This window comes from Acidiphilium sp. C61, from assembly GCF_905116885.1.
Lineage (GTDB): Bacteria > Pseudomonadota > Alphaproteobacteria > Acetobacterales > Acetobacteraceae > Acidiphilium.
The window spans coordinates 1535505-1554982 of sequence record NZ_CAJHNI010000005.1 but is presented as its reverse complement, the minus strand read 5'-3'; the positions used below and the strand labels follow the sequence as shown (position 1 = coordinate 1554982).

Here is a 19478-nt window from a genome sequence, read left to right as displayed (position 1 = left end):
TGGGATATCCCGCTTCATGCGACCGGTGCGGCGAGGGCGCTGAGCCCGTCGGGGTCGCCGCCCATGCCGGCGGTGGCGCGGATGCGTTCGGTGATGCGCTGGCGCAGGGCGAGGAAGTGCGGGTCGAGCCGCAGGTCGCGCGTGCGGGCGGCGAAGGGGATGGTCTCGATCGTGTCGATCCGGCCGGGATGCGGTGCGAGGACGATGACGCGGTCGGCGAGGTAGACCGCCTCCTCGACATCGTGGGTGACGAAGATGATGGTGCGCTTCTCGGCGGATTTCACGTGCAGGATGAGATCGTGCATGACCTCGCGGGTTTGCGCGTCGAGCGCGCCGAAGGGTTCGTCCATCAGCAGGACCTGGGGTTTCGCCATCAGCGCGCGGGCGATGGCGACGCGCTGGCGCATGCCGCCCGAGAGCTGGCTCGGCCAGGCGTGTTCGACGCGGGCGAGGCCCATCAGGTTGAGGAGTGCCACGCTGCGGCGCTCGGCCTCGGCCTCCGCGTGGCGGCCATCCTCGCTGCGGTGCGCCCGGAGCGCGCGGCAGAAGCGGATGTTCTGCATCACCGTGAGCCAGGGGTAGAGGCTGTAATCCTGGAACACCATCGTCCGGTCGCGGCCCGGACCTTCGACCGGCGCGCCATCGACGAGGACGCGCCCGGCACTGCGGGACTCGAGCCCGGCGATGATGCGCAGCAGCGTCGACTTGCCGCAACCGGAGGCGCCGACGATGGCGACGAAGCTGCCCGGGTCGATCGCGAGGTCGATCGGCGAGAGGGCGGCGAACCCGCCGGGGAAGACCTTGGTGACACCCTGGAGAACGACGGACGCGGTCATGCGCGCCACGGGAACAGGCGCTTTTGCAAACGCCGCACCGCCTGGTCGGTGACCAGGCCGATCAGCCCGATCAGGATGATGCCGACGAAAATCCGGTCGGTCTGCATGAAGCGCTGGGCGCGCAGGATCGCGAAGCCGAGGCCGGAATTCGCGGCGATGAGCTCGGCGACGACGAGATAGGTCCAGGCGAAGCCGAGCGTCATCCGCAGCGTGTCGAACATCGCCGGCAGCGCCGAGCGCAGCAGGACGAGGTTGAGGATTTCGTGGTTGCTGGCGCCGAGCGTGCGCGCCGCCTCGATCTGCGCCATCGGCACGCGGCTCGCATCCTCGGCGATCATCAGCACCATCTGGAAGAAGGTGCCGATCCAGATCAGCATGATCTTCGCGGTCTCGCCGAGGCCGAACCAGAGCAGCACCAGGGGCACGAAGGCGACGGCGGGCAGATAGCGCGCGAATTCCATGATCGGCTCGAACAGCGCGCGCACCGGCTGGTAGGCGCCGACATAGAGGCCGAGCGGCACCGCCATCACCGCCGAGAGCGCGAAGCCGGCGGACACGCGCCAGAGCGAGATGCCGATATCGTCGAGCAGCGTGCCGTCGCGATACCATGCCACCAGCGCGTCGATCACGCCGGCGGGCGAGGGCAGGAACATCGGGTTGACCGCGCCGCTGGCGGTGATGGCCCACCAGGCCATGAGCAGGGCGGCGAAGCTCGATGTGGCGAGGGTGAGATAGCGCCCCCGGTCGAGCCTGGTGCGGATCTGCCAGATGCTGGGGTGCGGCGATCCGGTCGCGAGGCGGGCGGGCCGCACCTTGGTGCCGGCTTCCATGCGCTCGCTCATTCGAAAAATCCCGGAAAGCAGTCATGGTCGCGGAAGAAGGCGAGGTCGTGATTCGGCCAGAGGGTCGCACCGCAGCCGCAGGCGCGGGATTTCAGCGCGCGGATCGAAGCCACCGCCATCGCCTCGTTCTCCTGCCAGCACAGGCCGGGGGCGATTTCCTCGTCGAGATTTTCGACGAGATCGGCGGCGTCGCCGCAGAGCAGGATCGGCGCGCCCTTCGGCAGTTCGACCAGCATCGACATATGCCCCGCCGTGTGACCCGGCGTCTCGATCGCGGTGACGCCGGGGGCGAGATCGTATTCGCCGCGGCGGGGGCGCCAGCGCCAGGCGCCGGCGAAATCGTCGGGGAAATAGCCGCGCGCGCCGGGCTCGGCGGCGCCGGCGAGTTCGTCCTCATGGACATGGATCTCGGCGTGGGGAAAATCGTGCAGCCCGCCGGCATGATCGAAATGCAGGTGGCCGAGAAAGACGAGGTCGATGTCGCGCGGGTCGAGGCCGAGGGCGCCGAGGCGGGCGGGCAGGCGGTGATCGTCCGGCATGGCGGGGGGTGGGAACGGCAGGTCGCCGTAGAAGCGCGCGCGCAGTGCCGGATCGTCGATCTTGCGGTAGTCGCAGCCGACATCGTAGAGGATGCGGCCCTGCGTGGTCTCGATCAGGTAGGCGAGGATCGGCGCTTCGATCAGCGTGCCGGCGCCGCGGCCGCGCGTCGAGATCGACTTGTCGTAGCTGTAGGTGCCGGTGAGCAGCGGGCGGAAGGTGCGGACGGATGTCATGCGGGCACCTTCGCGCAGACCGTGGCGCAGACCGTGTCGGTATCGGCGACACTTCCGAATATGCCGCATTCGTTGGCGATCAGGCCGAGAACGGCGGCGTGCAGGGCGGGATCGTCGCAGGCGGTGGCATCGGCGACGGTCACGCAGTCATAGCCGCGATCGATCGCGGAACGCAGCGTGGAGTGGACGCAGACCTCCGTCGTCACACCGCTCAGCACGAGGCGCCCGATGCCGAGCGCACGCAGCGTGTGATCGAGATCGGTCGCGTGAAAGGCGGAATAGCCCGGCTTGTCGACGATGATGTCATCAAGGTGCGGGGCGAGATCGTCGACGATGTCATGCCCGTATTCGCCGCGGATCAGGGCGCGGCCGAGCGGACCGCGCGAGCCGATCGGCGCTCCCGCCGCGCGGGCGCGCGCCTGCTTGGCCGGCGCGCAATCGGCAAGATCGGGGCGATGGCCCTCGCGGGTGTAGATGACCGGCAGGCCGGCCGCGCGAAACGCCGTGGCGAGGCGCGCGATGGGGGCGATTGGCCCGGCAAGGCGCGCGATGTCGAGCCCGGCGCGATCGGCATAGCCGCCGGCCATGCAGAAATCGCGCTGCATGTCGATGATCAGCAGGGCGGCGCGCGCGCTCATGCGGCGGTGAGGAAGGAGACGCCGACGGCGCCGATGAAGGATCCGGCCCGGTCGCCCTCCGGCGCCACCAAGCCGCAATCCGGCGCGAGGACACGGGTGACGCGATGGCGATGATAGCTGGCGAGGAGTGCGCGCACCGGCAGGACCTGGGCCCTGTCATCGGCGAAGAGGTTGAGGTGCAGCCGCGCCAGCCGGTACCAGGGTTCGGCCGGGCGGGCATGATGCGCGTTGTGATAGGCGAAGTTGAGAACAAGCAGGTTCAGCAGCGGATGATCGGCGCTGACGACATCGGAATAGGTGTTGGCCTGTTCATAGGCGCGGTCGCGCACCGGATCGTGCGGCGCGGGCGCGTAATCGGCCGTGTGGTAGAGATCGAACGTGTGCTGGAACGCATCCTGGAACCGCAGGATATGGAGGAAGATGCAGTAGCCGATCGCGTAGCAGGGCACCGCCCAGGGCGAGATCGCGGCGAGGCCGGCGAAGGCGGCGAGGCGCAGCGCGAGCACGCCCGCCAGCGCGCGGCGTGCCGCCGGGCCGGCGCGCCACCGGCTGCGGACCATGAAGGCGCGCATGAGAAGCTCGACGGCGGGCACGTAGGCCCATTCCAGTGCGAGCACGGCGCGGCGCAACCAGGCCGGGCCGGCAGCCAGTTCCGCCCGATAGTCGAAACTGACGACGTCCATCCGGTCGGCATGGTGGCGGAGGTGCTTTTCCTTCAGCCCGGCATAGGGCGCGATGCACGCCCCCGACATCCAGGCAAGTGCGGCGCCGAGGCGGTCATTGGCGCGCGCGGTCGCGAAGATCGTGCCGTGCTGGCATTCGTGAATGAGATAGGCGCCGATCGCCAGCGCATGGGCGATCAGCAGGATCCCGCAGATCTTGCCTTGCGGCGGGGCGGCGGCAATCAGGACGATCCCGGCCAGCCAGCCCAGCACGGCATAGGCCAGGGCGAAGAGATTCGGCAGGATGCCGTCCGGATAGCGAAAAATGCGCGACTTCATGACGTACTCCCGACATGCGCCGTGAGCATCGCAAGCTTTGTGCCATCACGCGGCCTGCACTTTTTGCCCGAAAAATGCACGTATTTTCAGCTTTGTAAAACGATAAAGAATAAAATATAATCTATATGATTATAAGATAGTCTATAATAGTCTATTTTATACTCAAATGAGGCGTATGGGCGCCGAGGGTGCGTCGGGAGTTGCGTCTGCCGACGGCATTGCCGCGATGGCCCCTACGTTGGCACGCCAGTTGCAGGAGCAGAAACCGAGCTAGGGTTCCGGCCGGATCGAAAATCCGGCGCTGGTCCGAGAGCTTCAGCCGCGCGGGAGACATCCGCGCGGTCCACGGCGGGACAAAAGCCCGGGAGAGACTTTGGTGCGTGGGTGCGCATCGGTTTCTCCGTTCGCCCCCTCGCGCCGATCGATGCGATCGACGGTGAGGAGAAAACCGATGCTGACACGCAAGCAATTCATCAAGGCGGGCGCCGGGGCGGCGACGGCGGCAGCCACGGCGGCGGTGCTGCCGGGCCTGCCGGTGGCGCGAGCCGGAGGGCCGAAAAAATTCAAGCTGGCCTGGACGATCTATGTCGGCTGGATGCCCTGGCCCTGGGCGGCGGACAAGGGGATCGTGAAGAAATGGGCGGACAAGTACGGGATCGAGATCGAGGTGATCGAGGTCGCGGATTATCCGACCTCGATCAACCAGTATACCGCCGGCGCGTTCGACGCGCTGACGATCACCAACATGGACACGCTGGCGGTGCCGGCGGTGGGCGGGGTGGATTCGACCTCGATTATCACCGGGGATTACTCCAACGGCAACGATGCCGTGATTCTCAAGGACAAGATGAAGTTCACCGACCTGAAGGGGCAGAAGGTGAACCTCGTTCAGTATTCGGTGTCGCAATACCTGTTCGACCGGGGGCTGGAAAAGCACCACATGAGCGAGCGGGACGTGCGCATCGTCAACACCTCCGACGCTGACATGGCGGCAGCCTGGATGACGAAGGCGGTGACCGCGGTGGTGACGTGGAATCCGATCGTGCAGGAGATCATGAAGAACGCCGATGCGCACGAGGTGTTCACCTCGGCGCAGATTCCGGGCGAGATTCTCGACCTGTGCATCGTGCGGACCGACGTGCTGAAGGCGCATCCGGAATTCGCCAAGGCGCTGACCGGGGCGTGGTATGAAACGCTGGGGATCATGCTGTCGGACACTGCCGAGGGCAAGGCAGCGCGGATGGCGATGGCGAAGCTTTCGGGCACCGATCTCAAGGGGTTCGAGGCGCAGCTCAAGACCACGCATCTCTTCGCCGATCCGGCCGGGGCGGCATCGTTCACCGGCTCGGCGGAGCTGGTGAAGACGATGGAATATGTGCGCACCTTCCTGTTCAGCCACGGGCTGATGGGCCAGGGTGCGACCTCGCCCAACGTGGTGGGGATCGCGCTTCCGGATGGAAAGATCCTTGGCGACAAGAAGAACGTCAAGTTTCGCTACACGTCGGATTTCATGCGGATGGCGGCGGCGAAGACGCTCTGAGCCGGGCGATGCGCGTCATCAACCGTCATCCCAGGCCCGGCAGCGGGCGCGTGCTGATGCTGCTGCCGTTCGTGCTGGTCGGGCTCGGCTATGTCGTCGCCTCGACGATGCAGCACGAGGTCAATCCATCCGACAAGGTGCTGCCGACGCTGGCGCAGATGGCTTCCGGGATGCGGGAGATGGCGCTCACCCGCGACATGGCGACCGGGCAGTATCCGCTGCTCGCCGATACGCTGGCGAGCCTGCGGCGGATCTTGTCCGGGCTCGCGATCGCCACCGCGATCAGCTTCGCATCAGGCATTCTCGTCGGCATGGTGCCGTATCTTCGCAAGCTGCTGCTGCCTTTCATCACCGCCTTCTCGATGGTGCCGCCGCTCGCGGTGCTGCCGATCCTGTTCATCATCGCCGGGATCGGCGAGACGGCGAAGGTGGCGCTGATCGTGATCGGCACGGCGCCCTATATCGTGCGCGACCTCGTGCTGCGGGTGGAGGAACTGCCGCGCGCGCAGATGATCAAGGCGCAGACGCTGGGGGCGTCGTCCTGGCAGATCGCGCTCCGGGTGGTGGTGCCGCAGATGCTGCCGCGACTCATCGACAGCCTGCGGCTCTCGCTCGGGCCGGCCTGGCTGTATCTGATCTCGGCCGAGGCGATCGCGGCACAGGACGGGCTCGGCTACCGCATCTTCCTGGTGCGGCGCTATTTCGCGATGGACATCATCATTCCCTATGTCGTGTGGATCACGCTGCTGGCGGTGATCTCGGATGCGGCGCTGCGGCTTTTGCAGGCCAGGGCGTTCCCGTGGTTCGCCGGGGCGGCGCGCTCGTGAGCGGGGCAAGCCTGATCGAGGTGCGCGATGTCGGCCAGGTCTATGGCGGGCGGATCGTGCTGGAGCGGATCAACCTGCGGATCGCAGAGGGAAGCTTCGTGACGATCGTCGGGCCGACCGGGTGCGGCAAGACGACGTTCCTGCGCATGCTGATGAGCGAGGAGACGCCGAGCCACGGTTCGATCCGGCTGGCGGGGGCACCACTGCCGGGCGAGCCGATGGCGGACCGGGGCGTGGTGTTCCAGCGCTATTCGGTGTTTCCGCATCTGAGCGTGCTCGGCAACGTGGTGCTGCCGCTGGAGATCGCGGCGGCGCCGCTGCTCGGGCGGCTGTTCGGCGCGGCACGGCGGCGGGCGGAGGTGCAGGCGCGCGCGCTGCTGGAGGAGGTCGGGCTTGCGCACGCGGCATCGCTCTATCCGGCGCAGCTGTCGGGCGGGATGCAGCAGCGGCTGGCGCTGGCGCAGGCGCTGATCCTGAAGCCGCGCGTGCTGCTGCTGGATGAGCCGTTCAGCGCGCTCGATCCCGGCACGCGGGCGGATATTCACGGGCTGATGCGCCGCCTCTGGGAGGAGACGCGGATGACGGTGGTGATGGTGACGCATGATATCAGCGAGGCGTTCCGGCTGGGCACGCGGGTGCTGGTGTTCGAGCGGCCGGAGCCGGACGATCCGGCGCGGGGCGCGCGGATCACCCATGACATTCCCGTGCGGCGTCGGACGCCGCGCAACGGACCGGGGGACGACCCCACGGCCGGAACGATCGCCCGCGAGGACGGCCTCGCTAACATCATGTGAGGGAATGATGGATCATCTCGATACGATGACGCCCGCGCAGTATCGCGCGCGCTACGAGGCGTTGCAGGCGGGGGCCCGGGCGAAGGCGGGCGCGATGCCGGATTTCGGCGTGAAGCCGGCGATCGGCGCTGGCGACGTGATCGCGCGGGAGGTGATCCCGCCGGGGTGGTACGTGGCACTCCGGCTGCGCCGGGGCGAGGCGCTGCATGTCGAGAACCCGCACGGCACGCCGGGGGCTTCGGTTTTCCTGTGGAATGCCGACGATGTTTCGGAACGGTTCAATGCCGGGGACACGGCGAAGCTGCAATGGACGACGCTGATCGGCGGCGGACGGGTGCTGTTTTCCGACATGGGGCGGGTGATGGCCGCGGTGATCGCGGATAGCGGGGCGGGGCATGACCCGATCCTCGGGCCATCGACGCCGCAGACGGCGGGCGGGGCGCGGAACGGCCGCGACAACCTGCGCAGTGCTGCGGCGAAGTTCGGTCTCGGGCGGCGGGATGTCGGGCCGTGCCTGACGCTGTTTGCGAAGATGCGGGTGGATGCGGCGGGGCTTCCGGCGCTGGTCGGCGCGCCGCCACCGGGGGCGTTCGTGACGTTGCGGGCGGAGATGAATCTGCTGGTCGCGCTGTCAAACACGCCGCATCCATTGGCGACATTGCAGGAGGCAACCGGGGAGATCGGGATCGTCCGGTATCGCGCAGCACCGCCGGGTGCGGATGATCCCTGCCGGTGCGCGACGGAGGAAGCCGCGCGCGGCTTCGAGAACAATGACCGCTATTTCGCGTGAGGGCATGATGGAACACCATTTCGACGCGGCGATCCTCGATGTCGTGGTGCCGGCGCGCGCGCCGTTCTCGGCCACGCTGAAGGCAGGGCAGGTGCTGCGGATCATCGACCTGGAAAGCCAGCAGGCGGTGGATGCGCTGTTCTACAACGCCGCCGATCCGGGCGAGCGCTATTCGGCGCAGGACACGCTGGCCGCACAGGCGCGGGCGGGCGGGCGGTATGACCTTTCGACCGGGTCGGTGCTGCGCTCGAACGAGGGGCGGGCGATGGCGACGATCGTTGCCGATACCTGCGGGTTTCACGATACCAGTGCGGGGGCGTGCTCGTGCGAGAGCAACACCGTGCGGTTCGGCCAGGCGACGCGGTTCATGCATGCGTGCCGGGAGAACTTCCTGACCGAGCTTGCGAAATACGGGATGGACAAGCGCGATCTCGTGTCAAACGTGAATTTCTTCATGAACGTGCCGATCCGGCCGGATGGGGAGCTGACCGTGGATGACGGGGTGTCGGCGCCGGGCGGGTATGTCGAGCTGCGGGCGGAGATGGATCTGTTGGTGCTGATTTCGAACTGCCCGCAGGTGAACAACCCGTGCAACGGGTTCCGGCCAACGCCGATCCGCTGCGTGGTGTGGGAACCATGAGGCGGGAGGCCCTGTTTTCGAAAATCCTGATCGCCAACCGGGGCGCGATTCTGGCGCGGATCGGCCGGACGCTGACGCGGTTGGGGATTGAAACGGTCGCGGTGCATTCGCCCGCGGACCGGTTCACGCCGCCTGTGCTGGCAGCGGATCACGCGGTGGCGCTGGCGGGGGATGCGGCGGCGGAGAGCTATCTCGATGTCGGGGCGATCGTCGCCGCGTGCCGCGCCAGCGGGGCGGAAGCGGTGCATCCTGGCTACGGGTTTCTCGCCGAGCGGGCGGATTTCGCCGAGGCGCTGGCGGATGCGGGGATCGTGTTCATCGGGCCGCGCCCGGAGCAGATGCGCGCCTTCGGGCTGAAGCACACGGCGCGGGAGCTGGCGCTGGCCGCCGGGGTTCCGCTGCTGCCGGGTTCGGGGCTGCTCGGCTCGGTGGAGGCGGCGGCGGCAGCGGCGGCAGAAATCGGCTATCCGGTGATGCTGAAGAGCACTGCGGGCGGCGGCGGGATCGGCATGGCGCCCTGCGCCGACGAGGCGGAGCTGCGGGCGCGCTTCGCCGGGATCAGCCGGCTGGCGCAGGCGAATTTCGGCGAGGCGGCGCTGTATCTGGAAAAATTCGTCACCGCGGCGCGGCATGTCGAGGTACAGATTTTCGGCGATGGCGCGGGCGGGGTGGTGGCGCTCGGGGCGCGCGATTGCTCGTTGCAGCGACGCAACCAGAAAGTCGTCGAGGAGACGCCGCCACCGGGAATTCCCGCGCCGGTGCTGGCGGCGATGGAGGCGGCGGCGTGCGGGCTGGCGCGGTCGGTGCGGTATCTCTCGGCCGGAACGGTGGAGTTCATCTACGATGCGGTGGCGGAAAGATTCTACTTTCTGGAGGTGAACACGCGGTTGCAGGTCGAGCACGGGGTGACCGAGGAGGTGTTCGGCATCGACCTCGTGGAATGGATGGTCCGCGCCGCCGCCGGCGGGTTCGTGCTGCCGGCGGGGCTGCGCCCGCGCGGGGCGGCGGTGCAGGCGCGGCTCTATGCGGAGGACCCGGCGGAAGGGTTTCGGCCCTCGACCGGGCGGATCACCGCGCTGCGCTATGGCGCCGGCGTGCGGGTGGACGGGTGGATCGCGCCGGGGAGCGAGGTGACGCCGTTCTACGATCCGATGCTGGCGAAGCTGATCGGGCGCGGGGAGACGCGGGAGGCGGCGATCGCGGCGCTGCGGGAGGCACTGGCGGCGACGGCGGTGACCGGGATCGAGACCAATCGTGCCTATCTGCTGGCGGCGCTCGACAATGCGGATTTCCGCGCCGGGACCATGACAACGGGGACGCTGGGATTGCTGGAGTGGCCGGGCGAGGGGATCGCGGTGATCGAGCCGGGGGCGCAATCCTCGTTGCAGAGCCTGCCGGGGAGGCTTGGCGCCTGGGAGGTGGGGATTCCGCCGAGCGGGCCGATGGATGCGCGGAGTGCGGCGCGGGCGAATGCGCTGCTCGGCAATCCGCCGGGGGCGGCGGTGCTGGAATGCACGCTGACCGGGCCGGTGCTGCGCTTCCGCAGCGATGCCGAGATCGCGCTTGCCGGGGCGCGGATGGTGGCGACGCTCGATGGCGCGAGGGTGCCGCATGACGCGGTGGTCGCGGTGCGGGCGGGGCAGGTCCTGGCGCTGGGGGCGATCGAGGGGCCGGGGCAGCGCTGCTATCTCGCCGTGGGCGGCGGGTTCATGGCGGCGGAATTCCTGGGCTCGACCGCGACCTTCGCGCTGGGCGGCTTCGGCGGGCATGGCACCGGCTGCCTGAATACGGGGGATGTCCTGCATTTCGAGGGGCTGGCGCGCGGTGCTGCGGCGGCGCCGGCGGCGGCGGAACTGACCGATCGCTGGGAAATCGCGCTGCGCTACGGGCCGCACGGCGCGCCGGATTTCTTCACCGAGGCGGATATCGCGGCCCTGTTCTCGGCCTCCTACGAGGTGCATCACAACTCGGCACGGACCGGGGTGCGGCTGGTCGGGCCGAAGCCGGAATGGGCGCGGGCGGATGGCGGCGAGGCGGGGCTGCATCCTTCCAACATCCATGACGTGCCCTATGCGGTGGGGGCGGTGGACTTCACCGGAGACATGCCGATCCTGCTCGGGCCGGATGGCCCCTCGCTCGGCGGGTTCGTCTGCCCCGGCGTGGTGGCAGCGGAGGATTTGTGGAAGCTCGGGCAGTTGCGGCCGGGGGATGTGGTGCATTTCACCCGCGCCGACGCCGACCCTGCGGTGCTGCACCGCTCGGAGACGATGGTCGTGCGGCGGCAGGGGGATGCGAACCTGCTGGTCGAGTTCGGCGCGATGACGCTGGATTTCGCGCTGCGGCTGCGGGCGCATGCGTTGCAGGCAGCGCTGCTTCAGGCGGGGCTGAAGGGGATCGTCGATCTCACGCCGGGAATTCGCTCGTTGCAGGTGCATTTCGACCCGGATGCGGTGCGGGCCTCGGTGCTGCTGGAGGCGATCCGCGCGATCGAGCCGGACCTGCCGGATCCTGCGACGATGACGGTGCCCTCGCGCATCGTGCATCTGCCGCTGTCCTGGAAGGACGGGCAGGTGATGCTGGCGATGCGGAAATATCAGGAGACGGTGCGGCCGGACGCGCCCTGGTGCCCGGACAATGTGGAGTTCATCCGGCGGATCAACGGCCTCGAATCCGAGGACGAGGTGCGGCGGATCGTGTTCGACGCCGATTATCTGGTGATGGGGCTGGGCGATGTGTATCTCGGCGCGCCGGTGGCCACCCCGATCGACCCGCGGCACCGGCTGGTGACGACCAAATACAACCCGGCGCGGACCTGGACGCCGGAGAACGCGGTGGGGATCGGCGGGGCTTATCTCTGCGTCTATGGCATGGAGGGGCCGGGTGGCTACCAGCTGTTCGGCCGCACTGTGCAGATGTGGAACAGCCATGCCGGCGGGCGGGTGCCGTTCGGCGACACACCCTGGCTGCTGCGGCATTTCGACGTGCTGCGGTTCTACCAGGTGGATGCGCAGGACCTGGCCGAGGCGCGCGCGGCGTTTCCGCACGGGCGCTATCCGCTGCGGATCGAGGAGACGACATTCTCGCTCGCGGCCCAGCAGGCGCTGATGGCGGCGGAGGCGGACAGCATCGCCGCCTTCCGGGCGCGGCAGGGGACGGCCTTCGCCGCCGAGCGCGAGGCCTGGCGGGCGAAGGGGCTGGACGCGGTGCCGGCCGAGGAGCTGCCGCCGCCGGTGGCGGAGACGGTGCTGGCGGCGGGGATGCGCGCCCTGCCCGCCCCGGTGCCGGGCAGCGTGTGGCAGGTGCTGCGTGGGCCGGGCGAGCGTGTCGCCGCCGGGGAGGCGGTGATCATCGTCGAATCGATGAAGATGGAGGTGCGGGTGACGGCGCCGGCGGCGGGGGTTCTCGCCGCGATCGAGACCGCGCCCGGACAGGTGGTGCGGGCCGGGCAACGGCTCGCCGTGATCGCGCTGGAGGATGTGGCATGAAGCTCGGATTGCTCGATATCGCGACGCTGCGCGCGGGCTTCGCCGCCGGGGCGTTCACGCCGGGGGATGTGGTCGATGCGATCTATGACCGGATCGAGGCGTATCACGATCCGGCGGTGTTCATCGCGCTGCGGCCGCGCGCGGCCGTGCGGGGGGAGGCGATGGCGGCGGACCCGTCGCTGCCGCTTGCCGGGCTGCCCTTCGCGGTGAAGGACAATATCGACGTCGCCGGGCTGCCGACCACGGCGGGATGCCCGGATTTCGCCTATGCGCCGGGGCGGGACGCGACGGTGGTCGCGCGGCTGCGGGCGGCGGGGGCGGTGCCGATCGGCAAGACCAATCTCGACCAGTTCGCCACCGGGCTGAACGGCACGCGCTCCCCCCATGGCGCGCCGCGCTGCGTGTTCGATGAGCGGTATATTTCAGGTGGGTCGTCCTCTGGTTCGGCGGTCGCGGTGGCTGCGGGGCTCGCGGTGTTTGCGCTCGGGACCGATACGGCGGGATCGGGGCGGGTGCCGGCTTCGTTCAACAACCTGGTGGGGCTGAAGCCGACGCGGGGATTGCTGCCGGCGAGCGGTGTGGTGCCGGCGTGCCGCAGCCTCGACTGCGTGTCGATTTTCGCGAATGCGGCCTCGGATGCGGCGACAGTGCTGGCGGCGGCGCAGGGGATGGATGCGGCGGACCCGTTTTCGCGGGCGCCGGCGATGGTGGCGCTGCCGGCGCGGCCGCGCGTCGGCATCCTGAAGGCGGAGGAACGGATCGGCGGCAACGAAGCGGGGTATGCGGCGCTCTATGAGCGAAGCTGCGCCGTGGCCGAGGGGCTCGGCTGGACGCTGGTGGAGATCGACGACGCACCGTTCCGCGCCGCGGCCTCGCTGCTTTACGAGGATGCGTTCGTGGCCGAGCGGCTGGCGGCGCTGCGGGGCTTCTTCGCGCGATCGCCGGAGGCGTTCGATCCGGCGGTGCGGGCGATCCTGGAGCGGGCGCGCGGGTTCGACGCGGCCGATCTGTTCGACGCGCAGGCGCGGCTGATGGCGCTGCGGCGGCAGGCCGGGGCGGAACTCGCGAAGGTGGACGCGCTGCTGCTGCCGACCGCGCCGGAGATTTTCACCGTGGCGGCGATGCTGGAGGCGCCGATCGCGCGGAACGCGGCGCTCGGGCGCTATACCAATTTCGTCAACCTGCTGGACATGGCCGCGGTTGCGGTGCCGGCCGGGTTCCGGGCGGACGGGTTGCCGTTCGGTGTGTCGCTCATCGGCCCGGCCTTCAGTGACGCTGCCTTGCTGGCGCTGGGCGATGCGCTGCACCGCGAAGGCTCGCCCGGATGCGGGGTGTCGCGGCAGGGAGCGCCGGAGAGGCTGGAGATGCCGGCGGAGGAGCGCATTCCGATCGTCGTTGCCGGCGCGCATCTCTCGGGCATGGCGTTGAACCATGAGCTGACCGCGCTGGGCGCGCGGCTGGAGGAGACCACGCGCACGGCGCCGGACTACCGGCTTTATGCGCTGGCAACCGCACCGGCGAAGCCGGGGTTGGTGCGGGCGCCGGGCTTCGCGGGGGAGGGCATCGTGGTGGAACGGTGGTCGCTCACGCCGGAGGGGTTCGGGCGGTTCGTGGCGGGGGTGCCGGGGCCGATGGTCATCGGCCAGGTGAGGCTGGCGGATGGGCGGCAAGCCCCCGGCTTTCTCTGCGAGCCAGCGGCGCTGGACGGGGCGCGGGAGATTACCGGGTTCGGTGGCTGGCGGGCCTATCTCGCCACGGCGTAAGCGGGGGCGGGAGCGTGAGCAGGACCCGGCCGGCGCGCGGGGGATCGCGGCGGGGGATCGGCGGCTGGCGGGGTGTGCGCCGCGGGCCCTGCGGTTCGGAAACCGGCGACGCGGCCGGCGAGGCGGCCGATTTCCTCGTGCAGGGAGTGGGTGGCAGCGGAAGTCTGCTCGACCATCGCGGCGTTCTGCTGCACCGCCACGTTCATCTGGTTGGTCGCGGTGTTGATTTCGGCAAGGCTGCCGGATTGCTCGGCGGCGGCGGCGGCCATTTCGCCCACGAGGCCGTGCAGGTCGGTGACATGGCCGAGAATGGTGCCGAGTGCGGCGCCGGTTTCGCCGACGAGGCGCACGCCGGCCCCGACCTGTTCGGACGAGCGGGCGATGAGTTGCTTGATCGATTTCGCCGCCTCCGCCGAGCGCTGGGCAAGAGCGCGGACCTCGGTGGCGACGACGGCGAAGCCGCGCCCGGCATCGCCGGCGCGAGCGGCCTCGACCCCGGCATTCAGCGCGAGCAGGTTGGTCTGGAACGCGACCTCGTCGATCAGGCCGATGATCTGGTCGATCTCGCGCGAGGAGGCCTCGATCCGGTTCATCGCTGACACTGCCTCGCTGACCACGGCGTGGGATTTTCGGGCGGCGTCGGTCGTCGCATCGACCGCGCTGGCGGCGCGGGCGGCGGTTGCGGCGGTCTTGCCGAGGCCGGTGGTCAGGCTGTCGAGCACGGCGGCGGTTTCTTCCAGCGTCGCGGCCTGCTGCTCGGTGCGGCGGGCGAGATATTCGGCGGCGGTCGCGATTTCGGAGACGCCGAGATTGATTTCGTCGGTGCTCTGGCGGACGCCGGCGATGCTTTCGGACAGGTGTCCGGCGGTGACGTTGAAATCGACGCGCAACTGGTCGAGCGAGGGGATCAGCCTGCGATCGACCGCGGCAGTGAGATCGCCCTGGGCGATGCGCGCGAGCGCCGCGCCGACCCGGCCCACATCCGCCATTCTGTCGGTCAGGTCGACCGCGACCTTGACCACTTTCACCACCCGACCCGCGGCATCGAGGACCGGGTTGTACGTGGCCTGGAACCAGACGGGTCGGCCGCCCTTGCCGATGCGTTCGATATCGCCGGTGTAGAACTCGCCGGCGCGCAGCTTCTCCCAGAAGCTCGCGTAGGCGGGGGTCGCGGCAACGCCTTGGGGCGCGAACATGGCGTGCTTGCGGCCGATGATCTCCTCGCGCGCATAGCCCATCACGCGGAGGAAATTCTCGTTGGCGTCGAGAATCGTGCTGTCCGGCGCGAAAGCGATGACCGACTGGGCGCGGCCGATGGCGGCGAGCAGGCTTTCATTGGCGGCGGCCGCCTGCTTCTCTGCGGTGACATCGAGCGCGAGCTTGACGATCTTGACTACCGCACCCTTTCGGTTGCGCACGGGAACATAGGAGGCGCGGAGCCAGACATCGGCCCCGCCCTTGCCGATGCGGCGGAATTCGCCGGAGCGGAAGGTGCCGGCGCGCATGTCTTGCCAGAATTCGCCATAGGCGGCGCTGTCACGCTCGGCCGGGGGGACGAGGAGACGGTGATGACTGCCGACAAGCTCGCCAAGGCTGTAGCCGGTGTGTTCGAGAAAGCGTTCATTGGCATCGATGATCGTGCCGTCAGGGGCGAAGCTGATGAAGCAGAAGGCATCCGAAATTGCATTTAAAATATAATTTTTTTCGAGGATGCGAAGGAGATCGAACGTCACAGATGTTCACCCTGGCCTGATGGTTATCGCTTTAAAATTCGACGTTTTATTACGGCAAGTTCGGTAAACAATTATTTAACAATAGAAATATGTTTCAATATGTAAAAATATCCGGAGATGCTCGAAATTATATTAAATGCGCCAAAATATTGTAGCTCGTTTTTGTTTCGCGGTGCCGTTTGGGCGCCTTGGCGGGCGTTTGCTGCCGGCGAGCGGGGGTGTGGGATCTGCGCCGCGGTCCCGATCGTAGTGATAACCAGGGCGCTTGCCGATCCGTGGCATCTGCCCCTGAAATGCGCGGGTGGATCCCAGGGGCAGGCGGCCGTTCAGGGATTGATGACGCCGTAGAGCATCAGGCTGGCGAAATCGACCCATCCGCTTTCCGACAGATGCGGGAATGCGGCTTTCAGCTGCGCGGCATAGTCATCCGGGGTGGTCGAGGTTGCGTGGATGTCTCGCGCGGCGCGCAGATAGGCGATCGTCGCGGCGATATCGGCGCGGCGGGCCGGGCCGCCATGCCCGACCAGCAGCGTCTCGAAGGGGCGGGTCGCGAGGTCGTCCAGCACCGCGATCCAGTGATCGAAATGGCCGGCGACGGTGAAGGCGTGCACATCGGCGGGAAAGACGAGGTCGAACGCCAGCAGCATCCCCTGGTCGGGCAGGGTGGCGACGAGCTGGTGGCGGGATTCCGCTTCCTCATGCGCTTCCAGCAAATAGCGGACGCCGTCGATCTCCAGCGCGCCGGGGGCGAGCGACAGGGTCGGCACGACCGGGCCGGCGGCGACGCGCGGGCCGAAAATTTCCCGCCGCGCCGTCATGATCGCCTGGCCGTTGGCGGCGATCTCGTCGCGCACCGCCGGCAGCGCCGCGATGGGAACGCCGGGGAAGCGCTGCGCGATCACCTCGAGACCCGACCAGTGGTCGGGGTGGCCGTGGGAGATGATGATCCGCTCGAGCGGCTTGCCGAGGCTGGCGATATAGTCGGCGAGTTCGGCCGCCGGGGCGAGCAGGAACTGGGCGTCGAACAGCACCAGCCGGGTCGGGCCCTCGACGATCACCGAATGCACCAGCAGCCCGTCCGGCGGCGCCTGATAATCGTGCACCCGCACGGGGCCGCGGACGTGAATGGTGATCCGGCCGGATGGGGCCGTCATGACCGGCCGCTCCGGCGCGCGAGACCGGCGATGCGCCGGCCGAACAGGGCGGCGGTATGCAGGTCGCCTTGTGGCGGCGCTTCGTCCGGGCCGGCATCGGCCGGGGACTGGGCCATCAGGCCGGTGAAGGCGCCGAGATAGTTGGCATCGTCGCGCTTCGCCGCCCGCGTGTTCGCCGGCATCATGCCGGTGCCGGCCCAGACCATGCCGTGCTGCATCGCGAAGGTGACGAACCAGGCGAGGGTGGACGCCTTGTCGCCGTTCATCGAGGCGGAATTGGTAAAGCCCGAGGCCAGCTTGTCCTTCCAGCCCTGCCGCGCCCAGACCTTGCTCGACGCATCGGCGAATTTCTTGAACTGCCAGGACGGTCCGCCCATGTAGGTCGGCGATCCGAACAGGATGGCATCGGCCGTTGCCAGCGTTTCCCAGGCGGACTCCTCAACCTCGCCGTCCGCATCGATGGTGATGCGCGACAGGGCGACGCCCTCGACCTCCCCGATCCCCGTCGCGACCGCCCCGGCCAGCCGGGCGGTGTGGCCGTAGCCGCTGTGAGACACGATTATCACGCTCGTCATGCGTTCTGCTCCCTGTTCGGCCGGCTTGTTCCGGCACGGCAAGCCTAGAGGGGTGAAGCGGAGGCGCGACAGGACAGGATTTCGGTTTCTGCTGGCCGGGATTTCGTTTTCGCGTGGCCGGATCAGGATTCGGACGGCGCGGATTCCCGCTCCGGCCCCCGCTGCTCTGGCTCGGGCGCCGCGCCGCGCGCCTGGCTCCGCCATTGCGCCGGGGGGAGGCCGTGGCGGGCGCGGAAGCGGCGGATGAAGCTTTCGGTATCGCGATAGCCGACCGTCGTGGCGATCGCGGCGAGGCTGCGCGGCGTCGTTGCGAGAAGGTGCCGCGCCTCGATCATCCGGCGCTCGATCACCCAGCCGCCATAGGTCTTGCCGGTAAGGCGGCGGATCCGGGTGGTCAGGTGGGCGGGGGCGATGCCGAGCCGGCGGGCGCCGGCGGCGAGCGATGCGTCGGCGGCGAAATGAAGGTCGATATCCTCGAAGACCCGGGCGAGCAGGTCGCGGCCCTGGGGGGCTGCATCGGGCGGTGCGCCGGCCGGTGTGGTGGCCGGTGTGGTGGACTGTGTGTCGGGCGGGGCGGTGGCGGCGCGGCCGAGCTGCACCATCGCGAGGTTGAGCGCCGCGCGCACCGCGATGTCGTATCCCGCGGGACGGGCGGTAAGCTCGGCCTCGATCCGCTCGATCAGCGCGACCAGCGCCGCCATGTCGGCCGCCGCGAGGAGCAGCGGCGCGCCGGCCCGGCGGGCAGTGCGGCGGAACGGATCGAAGACGAGGCCGGCAGGCGCATCCTCGAACAGCGCGAGGCCGGGCAGCGGCGAGGGGGTGGCGCCGGCGGCGGTGAACATCACGGTCCAGCCCGCGGCGGAGGCGAGGCCCCTCGCGTCGTGCGGCATGCCGGGGGCGATCATGAAGACGCAACCGGGCAGGGCGGTGTGGACGCTGCCGTCCACCATGATCAGCCCGGCGCCGTCGGTGATCATGATGAGTTCGAAGAACAGGTGGCCGTGCGGCGGGATCCGGCGGATCGGGTTGTCCGCCGTCAGTCGCTGCACCTCGACCGGAATGGCGAGCGGCGATCGGGGGGCGAAGGGAAAGATCGGAAAATCCATGCTTGCCTCTCCTTGGGCAGTTTCCGATCCTTTCGGACCGGGCGGTGGTTCAGGCGCCGAAGGTGATGCCCTTGGCCTGGTAGAGCTGGCGGAGCAGGCGGAGGATGAGATCGACCTCCGACGAAGGGTCGTGCCGGCGGGTGCTCATGATGATCGGCGAGACGGCGGCCGGGGCGTCCAGCGGGCGATAGGCCACGTTGTCGCGCCGCAGGTGCTGCACGCAGGCGGGCACGATGCAGATCCCGCTCTCCGCCGCGACGAGGCCGAGCGCTGTCTGCAATTCGCGAACCTCGTGCAGGGCGGCGGGGCGCAGCCCGGCATCGCGGAACAGGGCAAGGACCTGGTCGGCATAGCTCGGCCGCGGCGCCTTGGGATAGACGATCAGCGGCTCGGCCTGCAGCTGCGCGAGGGTGAGGGCGGTGGAGCCGTGGCTGAGCGGACCCGAGCGCGGCACCGCGACGATGAGGTTTTCGTTGCGCAGCAACCGGCGTTCGAGGGCGGGATCCTCGAACGGGATGCGGCCGAAGCCGACATCGATCCGGCCTTCGCGCAGCGCTTCCATCTGTTCGAGCGAGGTGAGTTCCTGCAGCGTCAGCACCACGCCGGGCCGCGCCTCGCGGAAGCGGCGGATGACTTCCGGCAAATAGCCATAGAGCGTCGAGGCGACGAAGCCGACGCGCAGGTGGCGCCGCTCGGTCTCGGCGAGGCGCTGCGCCATGCTGCGGATGCCGTCGATCCGTTCGAGCACGTCGACCGCCTGGTCGAACACCAGCTTGCCGGCCTCGGTGAGGCGGATCGGCCGGCTGCCGCGCTCGATCAGCGCGATGCCGAGCTCGTCCTCGAATTGCTGGATCTGCCGGCTCAGCGGCGGCTGGGCGATGTTCAGCCGTGCTGCGGCGCGGGTGAAGTTCCGCTCGCGCGCGACTGCCACGAAATAGCGCAGCTGCCGCATCTCCATCGATACCTCCAGGGTATTGAAGC

General features: G+C 68.9%; 17 protein-coding genes and 1 riboswitch. Of the genes, 7 read left to right on the top strand and 10 right to left on the bottom strand.

The features are described 5' to 3' along the window. Nucleotides 1-14 precede the first annotated feature (14 nt). From HUW10_RS10115 to HUW10_RS10095, 5 genes are read right to left on the bottom strand one after another with little or no spacing between them, the layout of a single operon-like run. Nucleotides 15-836 carry an ABC transporter ATP-binding protein gene (locus tag HUW10_RS10115; protein WP_174503380.1) on the bottom strand — a complete coding sequence of 274 codons (822 nt, stop codon included), beginning with the start codon at nucleotides 834-836 and terminating at the stop codon, nucleotides 15-17. Continuing rightward, entirely contained in the window at nucleotides 833-1678 is an 846-nt protein-coding gene (locus tag HUW10_RS10110; RefSeq protein ID WP_201712607.1) for an ABC transporter permease, read from the bottom strand. The genes HUW10_RS10115 and HUW10_RS10110 overlap by 4 nt, the downstream gene beginning before the upstream one ends. Then, nucleotides 1675-2451, bottom strand: a complete 777-nt coding sequence (locus tag HUW10_RS10105) for an N-acyl homoserine lactonase family protein (protein WP_174503379.1) — start codon at nucleotides 2449-2451, stop codon at nucleotides 1675-1677. The genes HUW10_RS10110 and HUW10_RS10105 overlap by 4 nt, the downstream gene beginning before the upstream one ends. Further along, a complete protein-coding gene (locus HUW10_RS10100) occupies nucleotides 2448-3089 on the bottom strand; it encodes a cysteine hydrolase family protein (protein ID WP_174503378.1) in 642 nt (213 codons plus the stop codon). The genes HUW10_RS10105 and HUW10_RS10100 overlap by 4 nt, the downstream gene beginning before the upstream one ends. Further along, nucleotides 3086-4090, bottom strand: coding sequence for a fatty acid desaturase (locus tag HUW10_RS10095; protein WP_174503377.1), 1005 nt, complete (start codon nucleotides 4088-4090; stop codon nucleotides 3086-3088). The genes HUW10_RS10100 and HUW10_RS10095 overlap by 4 nt, the downstream gene beginning before the upstream one ends. Before the next feature lie 259 nt (nucleotides 4091-4349). Next, a riboswitch (guanidine-I (ykkC/yxkD leader) is annotated at nucleotides 4350-4460 on the top strand. A gap of 81 nt (nucleotides 4461-4541) precedes the next feature. Between HUW10_RS10095 and HUW10_RS10090 the strand changes: the two genes are divergently transcribed. Genes HUW10_RS10090 through atzF form a run of 7 tightly spaced genes read left to right on the top strand, consistent with a single transcriptional unit; the run spans nucleotide 4542 to nucleotide 13929 of the window. After that, the gene (locus HUW10_RS10090) at nucleotides 4542-5630 is read left to right on the top strand and encodes a putative urea ABC transporter substrate-binding protein (protein ID WP_174503376.1); all 1089 of its coding nucleotides are present in this window, start codon (nucleotides 4542-4544) and stop codon (nucleotides 5628-5630) included. Between the two features lie 8 nt (nucleotides 5631-5638). Continuing rightward, nucleotides 5639-6457, top strand: coding sequence for an ABC transporter permease (locus HUW10_RS10085; RefSeq protein ID WP_174503375.1), 819 nt, complete (start codon nucleotides 5639-5641; stop codon nucleotides 6455-6457). Further along, nucleotides 6454-7251, top strand: a complete 798-nt coding sequence (locus HUW10_RS10080; RefSeq protein ID WP_174503374.1) for an ABC transporter ATP-binding protein — start codon at nucleotides 6454-6456, stop codon at nucleotides 7249-7251. Before HUW10_RS10085 ends, HUW10_RS10080 begins: the two co-directional genes overlap by 4 nt. A gap of 7 nt (nucleotides 7252-7258) precedes the next feature. Further along, on the top strand, nucleotides 7259-8041 hold the full coding sequence (locus HUW10_RS10075; RefSeq protein WP_174504831.1) for a DUF1989 domain-containing protein: 783 nt from the start codon (nucleotides 7259-7261) through the stop codon (nucleotides 8039-8041). A gap of 7 nt (nucleotides 8042-8048) precedes the next feature. Beyond that, nucleotides 8049-8681, top strand: coding sequence for an urea amidolyase associated protein UAAP2 (locus tag HUW10_RS10070; protein WP_174504830.1), 633 nt, complete (start codon nucleotides 8049-8051; stop codon nucleotides 8679-8681). Next, nucleotides 8678-12166: a 5-oxoprolinase/urea amidolyase family protein gene (locus HUW10_RS10065; RefSeq protein WP_174503373.1), complete on the top strand. Its 3489-nt coding sequence runs from the start codon at nucleotides 8678-8680 to the stop codon at nucleotides 12164-12166. Before HUW10_RS10070 ends, HUW10_RS10065 begins: the two co-directional genes overlap by 4 nt. After that, nucleotides 12163-13929, top strand: a complete 1767-nt coding sequence (gene atzF / locus HUW10_RS10060; protein WP_174503372.1) for an allophanate hydrolase — start codon at nucleotides 12163-12165, stop codon at nucleotides 13927-13929. The genes HUW10_RS10065 and atzF overlap by 4 nt, the downstream gene beginning before the upstream one ends. Here atzF and HUW10_RS10055 read toward each other — a convergent pair. The 5 genes from HUW10_RS10055 to HUW10_RS10035 form a co-directional block, all read right to left on the bottom strand. Then, nucleotides 13911-15662, bottom strand: coding sequence for a methyl-accepting chemotaxis protein (locus HUW10_RS10055; RefSeq protein WP_174503371.1), 1752 nt, complete (start codon nucleotides 15660-15662; stop codon nucleotides 13911-13913). The genes atzF and HUW10_RS10055 overlap by 19 nt on opposite strands. A 326-nt stretch (nucleotides 15663-15988) precedes the next feature. Then, nucleotides 15989-16816 carry an MBL fold metallo-hydrolase gene (locus tag HUW10_RS10050; protein ID WP_174503370.1) on the bottom strand — a complete coding sequence of 276 codons (828 nt, stop codon included), beginning with the start codon at nucleotides 16814-16816 and terminating at the stop codon, nucleotides 15989-15991. Further along, on the bottom strand, nucleotides 16813-17391 hold the full coding sequence (locus HUW10_RS10045) for a flavodoxin family protein (protein ID WP_174503369.1): 579 nt from the start codon (nucleotides 17389-17391) through the stop codon (nucleotides 16813-16815). The genes HUW10_RS10050 and HUW10_RS10045 overlap by 4 nt, the downstream gene beginning before the upstream one ends. 122 nt (nucleotides 17392-17513) lie before the next feature. Continuing rightward, nucleotides 17514-18497 carry an AraC family transcriptional regulator gene (locus HUW10_RS10040; RefSeq protein ID WP_174503368.1) on the bottom strand — a complete coding sequence of 328 codons (984 nt, stop codon included), beginning with the start codon at nucleotides 18495-18497 and terminating at the stop codon, nucleotides 17514-17516. 49 nt (nucleotides 18498-18546) lie between these two features. Further along, complete coding sequence (locus tag HUW10_RS10035) at nucleotides 18547-19455, bottom strand: LysR family transcriptional regulator (RefSeq protein ID WP_174503367.1); 909 nt, start codon at nucleotides 19453-19455, stop codon at nucleotides 18547-18549. Nucleotides 19456-19478 lie beyond the last annotated feature (23 nt).

Coding starts and splice junctions, on each gene's coding strand:
- HUW10_RS10110 (WP_201712607.1), bottom strand. CDS start 1,678: ATGAGCGAGCGCATGGAAGCCGGCACCAAGGTGCGGCCCGCCCGCCTC.
- HUW10_RS10075 (WP_174504831.1), top strand. CDS start 7,259: ATGGATCATCTCGATACGATGACGCCCGCGCAGTATCGCGCGCGCTAC.
- HUW10_RS10095 (WP_174503377.1), bottom strand. CDS start 4,090: ATGAAGTCGCGCATTTTTCGCTATCCGGACGGCATCCTGCCGAATCTC.
- atzF (WP_174503372.1), top strand. CDS start 12,163: ATGAAGCTCGGATTGCTCGATATCGCGACGCTGCGCGCGGGCTTCGCC.
- HUW10_RS10070 (WP_174504830.1), top strand. CDS start 8,049: ATGGAACACCATTTCGACGCGGCGATCCTCGATGTCGTGGTGCCGGCG.
- HUW10_RS10045 (WP_174503369.1), bottom strand. CDS start 17,391: ATGACGAGCGTGATAATCGTGTCTCACAGCGGCTACGGCCACACCGCC.
- HUW10_RS10065 (WP_174503373.1), top strand. CDS start 8,678: ATGAGGCGGGAGGCCCTGTTTTCGAAAATCCTGATCGCCAACCGGGGC.
- HUW10_RS10035 (WP_174503367.1), bottom strand. CDS start 19,455: ATGGAGATGCGGCAGCTGCGCTATTTCGTGGCAGTCGCGCGCGAGCGG.
- HUW10_RS10115 (WP_174503380.1), bottom strand. CDS start 836: ATGACCGCGTCCGTCGTTCTCCAGGGTGTCACCAAGGTCTTCCCCGGC.
- HUW10_RS10090 (WP_174503376.1), top strand. CDS start 4,542: ATGCTGACACGCAAGCAATTCATCAAGGCGGGCGCCGGGGCGGCGACG.
- HUW10_RS10105 (WP_174503379.1), bottom strand. CDS start 2,451: ATGACATCCGTCCGCACCTTCCGCCCGCTGCTCACCGGCACCTACAGC.
- HUW10_RS10050 (WP_174503370.1), bottom strand. CDS start 16,816: ATGACGGCCCCATCCGGCCGGATCACCATTCACGTCCGCGGCCCCGTG.
- HUW10_RS10100 (WP_174503378.1), bottom strand. CDS start 3,089: ATGAGCGCGCGCGCCGCCCTGCTGATCATCGACATGCAGCGCGATTTC.
- HUW10_RS10040 (WP_174503368.1), bottom strand. CDS start 18,497: ATGGATTTTCCGATCTTTCCCTTCGCCCCCCGATCGCCGCTCGCCATT.
- HUW10_RS10085 (WP_174503375.1), top strand. CDS start 5,639: ATGCGCGTCATCAACCGTCATCCCAGGCCCGGCAGCGGGCGCGTGCTG.